This is a genomic window from Curtobacterium sp. 1310 (genome assembly GCF_017834105.1).
Taxonomy (GTDB): domain Bacteria; phylum Actinomycetota; class Actinomycetes; order Actinomycetales; family Microbacteriaceae; genus Curtobacterium.
In genome coordinates, this window is record NZ_JAFICY010000001.1 from 903,291 (window position 1) to 911,001 (window position 7,711).

At 72.2% G+C, this 7,711-nt stretch carries 6 protein-coding genes; 5 read left to right on the forward strand and 1 reads right to left on the reverse strand.

Going from position 1 to position 7,711, the window contains the following annotated elements; translation table 11 throughout:
* Nucleotides 1-145 precede the first annotated feature (145 nt).
* From JOD95_RS04180 to JOD95_RS04200, 5 genes are all read left to right on the forward strand, one after another.
* Complete coding sequence (locus JOD95_RS04180; RefSeq protein ID WP_209683282.1) at nt 146-2,581, forward strand: excinuclease ABC subunit UvrA; 2,436 nt, start codon at nt 146-148, stop codon at nt 2,579-2,581.
* 158 nt (nt 2,582-2,739) lie between these two features.
* Complete coding sequence (locus JOD95_RS04185; RefSeq protein WP_209683285.1) at nt 2,740-3,585, forward strand: ABC transporter ATP-binding protein; 846 nt, start codon at nt 2,740-2,742, stop codon at nt 3,583-3,585.
* Nucleotides 3,582-4,415 (forward strand): ABC transporter permease, encoded by an 834-nt coding sequence (locus JOD95_RS04190; protein WP_209683288.1) that lies wholly within the window; start codon nt 3,582-3,584, stop codon nt 4,413-4,415. The genes JOD95_RS04185 and JOD95_RS04190 overlap by 4 nt, the downstream gene beginning before the upstream one ends.
* Nucleotides 4,416-4,468: 53 nt before the next feature.
* Nucleotides 4,469-5,674, forward strand: coding sequence for a sensor histidine kinase (locus JOD95_RS04195; protein ID WP_209683291.1), 1,206 nt, complete (start codon nt 4,469-4,471; stop codon nt 5,672-5,674).
* Complete coding sequence (locus tag JOD95_RS04200; RefSeq protein WP_209683293.1) at nt 5,671-6,297, forward strand: response regulator transcription factor; 627 nt, start codon at nt 5,671-5,673, stop codon at nt 6,295-6,297. Before JOD95_RS04195 ends, JOD95_RS04200 begins: the two co-directional genes overlap by 4 nt.
* On the opposite strand, the gene JOD95_RS04205 is transcribed toward JOD95_RS04200, so the two are convergent.
* Nucleotides 6,263-7,504: a hypothetical protein gene (locus JOD95_RS04205; RefSeq protein ID WP_209683297.1), complete on the reverse strand. Its 1,242-nt coding sequence runs from the start codon at nt 7,502-7,504 to the stop codon at nt 6,263-6,265. The two genes, JOD95_RS04200 and JOD95_RS04205, sit on opposite strands and share 35 nt — an antisense overlap.
* Nucleotides 7,505-7,711 lie beyond the last annotated feature (207 nt).

Consider the following 7,711-nt stretch of genomic DNA (forward strand, 5'->3'; position numbering starts at 1 on the left):
CGTCCCCACGCACCGGCCGGGAGGCCCGCTGCCAGCCCGCCCCGTGTCTCCCGTCCGTCTCCCGGTCGCGTCCGGAGCAGCACCCGCCGGGGTGCGGACGAGCGGTCCGGAACGGCGCTCGGCCGATCCGCCTACGCTCGAACGAATGCCCGCCCCGCACCACCCTGCCGACCCGCCGTCGTCGTCCGACGGGTTCATCCGCGTCCGTGGCGCCCGTGAACACAACCTGCAGGACGTCGACGTCGACATCCCCCGCGACCGGATCGTCGCCTTCACGGGTGTCTCCGGCTCCGGCAAGTCGAGCCTGGCCTTCGGCACGGTCTTCGCCGAGGCACAGCGTCGCTTCCTCGAGTCCGTCGCGCCGTACGCCCGACGGCTCATCGCGCAGGGTTCGACACCGCACGTCGACGAGATCACGGGTCTGCCCCCGGCGGTCGCCCTGCAGCAGCGCCGCGGCGCCCCGAGCACCCGCTCGACCGTCGGCACCCTGACGACGTTGAGCAACTCGGTCCGCATGCTCTACTCGCGCGCCGGCACCTACCCCGAGGGCGCCGAGCAGCTGTACTCCGACTCGTTCTCGCCGAACACCGTCGCCGGGGCGTGCCCGCGCTGCCACGGCCTCGGCACCGCGCACGAGGTGACGGAGGCCTCGGCGGTGCACGACCCGTCGCTGTCCATCCGCGAGGGCGCGATCACCGCCTGGCCCGGTGCGTGGCAGGGCAAGAACCTCCGCGACGTGACGGCCGTGCTCGGCTACGACATCGAGCGTCCGTGGCGGGAGCTCCCGCAGGAGGACCGCGACTGGCTGCTCTTCACCGAGGAGCAGCCCGTCGTCGAGGTCCACCCGAAGCGCGACCGGGTGGCGAAGCCGTACAAGGGCCGGTTCTGGAGCGCCCGGCAGTACACGCTGCACACCCTCGCCGACTCCCAGAGCGAGACCCAGCGGAACAAGGCCCTGCGCTTCGTCGAGTCCGGCCCGTGCCAGCTCTGCCACGGCTCCGGGCTGACTAGGGCAGCCCTCGCGGTGACGTTCGGCGGCCTGTCGATCGCCGCGTTCAACGCACTGCCGCTCGCACAGGTGGCCGAGGTCCTGCGCCCCGCAGCCGAGCTGAAGGACCCGTCGCCCGCGCAGAGCCGTGTGACGTCCGGGGAGCGGTCCGAGGTCGCGAAGTCGATCGCCACGGACCTGCTCGGTCGGGTCGAGGTGCTCGTCGGACTCGGCCTCGGGTACCTCGGGCTCGACCGGGCGACGCCGACGCTCTCCCCCGGTGAGACGCAGCGCCTGCGGATCGCGACGCAGCTCCGGTCGGGGCTGTTCGGCGTGGTCTACGTGCTGGACGAACCGAGCGCGGGGCTGCACCCGGCGGACGCGGAGTCCCTCGTGCAGGTCCTCGACGACCTCCGCGCCAGCGGCAACAGCGTCTTCGTGGTGGAGCACGACATGGACATCGTCCGGCGTGCAGACTGGATCGTGGACGTCGGCCCCGGGGCCGGTCCGGGCGGCGGGCGGGTGCTGTACAGCGGCCCGCCGGCGGGCCTGGCCGACGTCCCCGAGAGCGTCACTCGGCGCTACCTGCAGCCCCGGACCTCGCCCGTCGAGCACGAGCAGCGCGAACCCGTGGGCACGCTCGAGCTCCGTGACCTCACCCTGCACAACCTGCGCGGCCAGGACGAGAACGGGCTCGACGTCGACCTGCCCCTCGGGGTGTTGACCGCGGTGACCGGGGTCTCCGGCTCGGGCAAGTCGTCGCTCGTCGGTGGCGTGCTGCCGTCGGTCGCGACGCAGCACCCGCTCATGTCCCGCGTCGTCGAGGTCGACCAGAAGCCGATCGGCCGCACACCCCGCTCGAACCTCGCGACCTACACGGGCATGTTCGATGCCGTCCGGCAGGCCTTCGCCGCGACCGAGGACGCCCGGGAACGTGGCTGGACCGCCGGGAGGTTCTCGTTCAACGTCGAGGGCGGCCGCTGCGAGGTCTGCCAGGGCGAGGGCTCGGTCTCCGTCGAGCTCCTGTTCCTTCCGGGCAGCTGGGCGCCGTGCCCGGAGTGCCACGGTGCCCGGTACAACGCCGAGACGCTCGAGGTCCGCCGGGCCGGCTCGACCGTCGCGGACGTCCTCGGCATGACCGTCGACGAGGCATCGGACGCCCTCGCCGACCTGCCCGCCGCCGCCCGCGCGCTGGATGCCCTGCGCAGCGTCGGCCTCGGCTACCTCCGACTCGGGCAGCCCGCGCCGGAGCTGTCCGGCGGCGAGGCCCAGCGCATCAAGCTCGCCACCGAACTCCAACGCGCACGGACCGGTCACACGCTCTACCTGCTCGACGAGCCGACCACGGGCCTGCACCCGGCGGACGTCGAACTCCTCACCGCGCAGCTCCAGCGGCTCACCGACGCAGGGAACACCGTCGTCGTGGTCGAGCACGTGATGACGGTCGTCGCGCAGGCGGACCACGTCGTCGACATGGGTCCGGCCGGTGGTGACGAGGGCGGCCAGGTCGTGGCATCCGGGACACCGCGCGAGGTCGCGGCGTCCGCCACGAGCCGCACGGCGCCGTACCTGCGGGCAGCGCTCGGGAGCTGACGAACGGGGGCGCCCCGCCGGGAGACGATCCACGGAACGGCAGATGACGATCCTGGTTCACGGAACCCGGCGCTGAACGCGGCATCCTCCGATCGGAGGATGCACCTCCGCCCGCCCCTCCGATCCGCCGGAGCCCACGCACCCGTCAGGCTGGACGCATGTCCACCACACCGGCCGTCACGGTCGAGCACCTCACGAAGCAGTACTCCGGCGGCAAGACCGCCGTCGACGACGTCTCCTTCACGATCGACGCCGGCGAGACCTTCGCCCTGCTCGGCCCGAACGGTGCCGGCAAGTCCACCACGGTCGAGATCCTCGAGGGCTTCCGCTCCCGCACCGGCGGCGAGGTCCGGGTCCTCGGGCACGACCCCGCGCACGCCAGTCGCAGCCACAACGCCCGCGTCGGCATCGTCCTGCAGACCAGCGGCGAGTCCCCGAACGTCACCGTCGCCGAGGAGCTGCAGCACTTCCGTCACATGTACCCGCGCAGCCGCCCTGTGGACGAACTCCTCGCCGCCACCGGACTCGAGGCTCAGCGCAACACCCGCATCAGCCGCCTCTCCGGAGGGCAGCGCCGCCGCGTCGACGTCGCCCTCGGGATCATCGGCCGACCCGAGGTCCTGTTCCTCGACGAGCCGACCACCGGCTTCGACCCCGAGGCCCGCCGGCAGTTCTGGCAGCTGATCCGGAGCGTCAGCGCCGAGGGCACCACCGTCCTGCTCACCACGCACTACCTCGACGAGGCCGCGCACCTCGCGGACCGCGCTGCCGTGCTCGCCGGCGGACGACTGCTCGACGTCGCCCCCATCGACGCGATCGGCGGACAGGACGCACGCACCCCGATCGTCCGGTGGCAGGACGACACCGGCGCGCGGCACGAGCGCCGGACGACCGACCCGACCGCACTGGTCCGGAGCACCACGACCCCGATGCACGCGCTCGAGGTCGTCCGACCCTCGCTCGAGGACGTCTACCTCACCATGATCTCGGAGCACGCAGCATGAACCCCGTAGTCAACATGAACCCCGCAGTCAGCATCCGCCTCGGCGCCCACCGCATCGCGTACGAGCTCCGGTCGTACTTCCGCGCACCGGACTCGGTCTTCTTCACCTTCCTCTTCCCGATCGTCATGCTCGCGCTGTTCTCCGTCGCCTTCAGCAGCGCCGACGACATCCAGGCGGGGCCGGGCGTCAGCGTCGACTACGCCACCTACTACCTGCCCGGACTCGTCGCCACCGGCTTCCTGCTCTCCGGCACACAGGCACTCGGCGTCGACATCGCCGGCGAGCGCAGCGACGGGACGCTCAAGCGCCTGGGCGGCACCCCGCTGCCGGTCGTGAGCTACTTCGTCGGCAAGATCGGCATGGTCCTCGTGACCTCGATCGTGCAGACCGCGCTGCTCCTCGTCGTCGCGGGCGTCGTCTTCGGCGTCGACCTGCCGACCGACGGCGGTGCGTGGGCGCGGTTCGCCGGCATCATGCTCCTGGGCGTCGCGACGGCGAGCGTCCTCGGCATCGCGATCTCGGCGCTCCCCCGTGAGGGCCGCCGCGCCACCGCCACCGTCGTCCCGATCGTCCTGGTCCTGCAGTTCATCTCCGGTGTGTACCTCCCCTTCACCCAGCTGCCCGACTGGCTGCAGACCGTCGCGAGCGTCTTCCCGCTGCGCTGGATGGCATCGGGGATGCGCTCGGTCTTCCTGCCGGACGCGTTCGCGTCCGCCGAGCCGGGAGGCGCGTGGCACCTCGGACTCGGAGCCCTCGTCCTGGCAGCATGGCTGGTCGTCGGCACCATCGCGTGCCTGCTGACGTTCCGGTGGAACCGGCGGGACTCCTGATCGTGTCTGTGGAGAACGCCCGCACCGGCCGCACTCGATGGGATGCTGTCGGCATGGACCGGATCACCAGGCACCGCAACTGGGGACTGCACGTCGCGGTAGCAGTCGCCGTCGCGCTCGTGTCGGTGATCGCAGCGACCGACTGGTCGCCCTGGCCGTCACGCTGGCCGGCCTTCGTCGCCCTCGGGTTGCTCACCCTGGCGTACGTGACGTACGGCTGGCGTGGGTACGACGAGCCCCGCGCCGCAGCAGCCTTCGTGCCCTTGCTCGTGGTCGTCGCCCTCGCGCTGCCCGCGGTCGTACCGAGCACCGCGTTCATCCAGTCCGTCCTGTTCCCCGTGGCATGGTGCCAGGTCGAGCGCATCCGCACCGCCGTCTGGGTCTCGGTCGCCATCGGCATCGCGTCGGGCGTCGGCCTGCAGATCGCATCCGGCCTGGACGCCCTCGCCGGCACGATCATCATCGAAGCGATCAGCGTCCTCGGCGCTTGCGCGCTCGGGCTCTGGATCTCCCGGATCGCCAGGCTGTCCGACGAGCGCCGCAGGCTCATCGAGCAGCTCGAGGCGACGCAGCAGTCCCTCGCCGAGGCGAACCGCGCTGCCGGGGTCACGAGCGAACGGGAACGCCTGGCCCGCGAGATCCACGACACCGTGGCGCAGGACCTCGCCGGCATCGTCATGCTCACCGAGCGGGCACGCGCCGACCTCGCTGCCGACCGGTCCGACCGGCTCGACGAGCGCCTCGCCGTGCTCGAGGAGTCCGCCCGGACCGCGCTCGAGGAATCGCGGACCCTGGTCGCGGCCGGCGCCGCGGGGGTCGCCAGCGACGGCCTGGGTGCTGCGCTGCACCGGCTCGGCGAACGCTTCACCCGCGAGACAGGCATCCCGGTCGCGGTCGACGCGCCGGACTGCCCGCTCGACCGCGACGCGCAGGTGGTCCTGCTCCGCGTCGGTCAGGAGGCACTGGCGAACGTCCGCGCACACGCTCGGGCCACCTCGGCGCGCGTCGCACTGCACGTGGACGGCCGGTGCGTCGTCCTGCGTGTCGAGGACGACGGCGTCGGCTTCGACGCCGCTGCACCGACCGTCGGGCACGGCCTGCGTGGGCTGCGCGACCGACTCGCCCTGGCGGGCGGGACCTGCGTCGTGACGTCGACACCGGGGACCGGCACCGCGATCGAAGCGTCGGTCCCGGCCGGAGCCGAACCGAGCCTCCCGGCCGCACCGGAGCAGTCCTCCGTCTTCGGAGCGACGCGGTGATCCGGGTCGTGGTGGCGGACGACCACCCGATCGTCCGCGCGGGCATCGTCGCCCTGCTGCAGGACGCCGACGACGTCGAGGTCGTCGGGCAGGCCAGCGATGGTGACGGAGCCGTCGCGACCGTCCTGGCGGAGCGTCCCGACGTCGTGCTGATGGATCTCCGGATGCCCGGATGCACCGGAGACGCGGCAACGGCACGCATCCTCGCGCGTGAGCCGGGCATCCGTGTGCTCATCCTGACCACGTACGAGTCCGACGACCAGATCCTGGCGGCGATCGAGGCCGGCGCCTCGGGCTACCTGCTCAAGGCGGCTCCCGAGTCCGAGATCCTCGCGGGCCTCCGTGCGACCGCCCGAGGCGAGACCGCGCTCGCGCCCTCCGCAGCTGCAGCGCTCGTGCGCCGGACCACCGCCAGGGCCCCGGTCGGGCCGGCGCTGAGCCCGCGCGAGCTCGAGGTGCTCCAGCTCGTGGCGCAGGGGAACTCGAACCCCGCCATCGGGCGCGCCCTCTTCGTCAGCGAGACCACGGTGAAGACGCACCTCGGGCATGTGTTCGAGAAGCTCGGCGTGAACGACCGTACCCGGGCGGTCACCCGCGCGATGGAGCTCGGACTGCTGCCCTGAGGAGCGGCAGACGCCTGCGCTCAGCCGGGTCGCGCCGTTCGACCGTCAGGAACCGGACGACGTCCCGCGCGAACGCCGCCGGCGAGGACGGCCGCATGGTGACCGTGTCGCCGTCGATCTCCCGGTCGAAGACACCCATGCCCGGCACCACGATCGACAGCACTGCGAACTGCCGGCGCTCGCCCCACCCGCGGACGGTGTGCCAGTCGCGGACGGGCCAGGCAGCCTGCATCCACCCGACCTCGCTCGGGCACGGACCGCCACGATCGTCCAGGGCGGCGAGCGGGACCGTCGCCGGCTCCTCGTCCTCGATCACCCAGCTCGGATCGACGCCGAACCACGCGAGGAGCTCCCGACTGAGCTGCCTGTGCGGGATCACGCCCATCGCGCTGTGCCCGTCGCCGTCCTCGACGACGAGTGCCGAACCCTTGCTGAGCCATGCGCGCCATCGACTCGTCACGACGTCGCGCGTCCGGGACTCGACGACGAGCAGGTCCTCCGGGCCGCGCGCCGGACGCAACAGCGCGGCACCGGCGGACGTCAGCGCGCCGAAGCGTCCGGTGAGACCGGCAGCGCGAGCAGCCGTGCCCACCTCCGACCGTCGGACCCGTCTGGGGACGACCCCGCGGTCCTCCACCTGCACGAGGTGCTCGAACAATCCGTCCGGCCCACGGACCGTGAGCAGCGCCGCCGCACGATCACGCCCCTCCGACGCAGCGCTGCCGCTCGTGGAGCCCGCGCCGACGACGCGGTCTGCCGGCGGGATCGCTGCTGATCGCTCAACCGAGGCGGTCGACCATCGCGACCGCAGCACGTCGTCGACGACCTGCACCGCCGGCGGCCACTCTTCGATCGGCCCGAGGGACGTGATGCGCACTGCTGTCGACCCGACACCGCCGTAGCGGACGTCGAGGATCGTTCCCGTGCTCCGCAGGACGGTCAACCGCTCCGGAGCGCCTTCGATGAGCAGCGCCTCGTGGTCCTCCGCTGCCACGGCTGCGAACCCCACAGCAGGGTCGGCACCACGCGCATGGACGTGGCGCAGGGTGATGGTGGACCCGGCACGTGCGAGCTCGACCGCACCCGGCCCTGCGATCGCCGTCCAGTCGTCCGGAACCTCGAACACGAGGTTGCCGACGATCGCCAGACGGTCCCACCGCACGTCCGGCCACGGCAGTGTCGGCTCCCCGCGGATCATCATGATCACCAGTCCCCCACACGATCATCCTGGCCGACACGACTCGAGAAGCCGGCAAACACGCGACAGCATCAGCCTCGATGCGGGTCGGCCCGTTAACGCAGGAAACCCCTGACCGGTAACGGTCAGGGGTTTCCTGGTGTTGCTGAAGTTGAGTCCGGCGGCGTCCTACTCTCCCACAAGGTCCCCCTTGCAGTACCATCGGCGCTGAGAGGC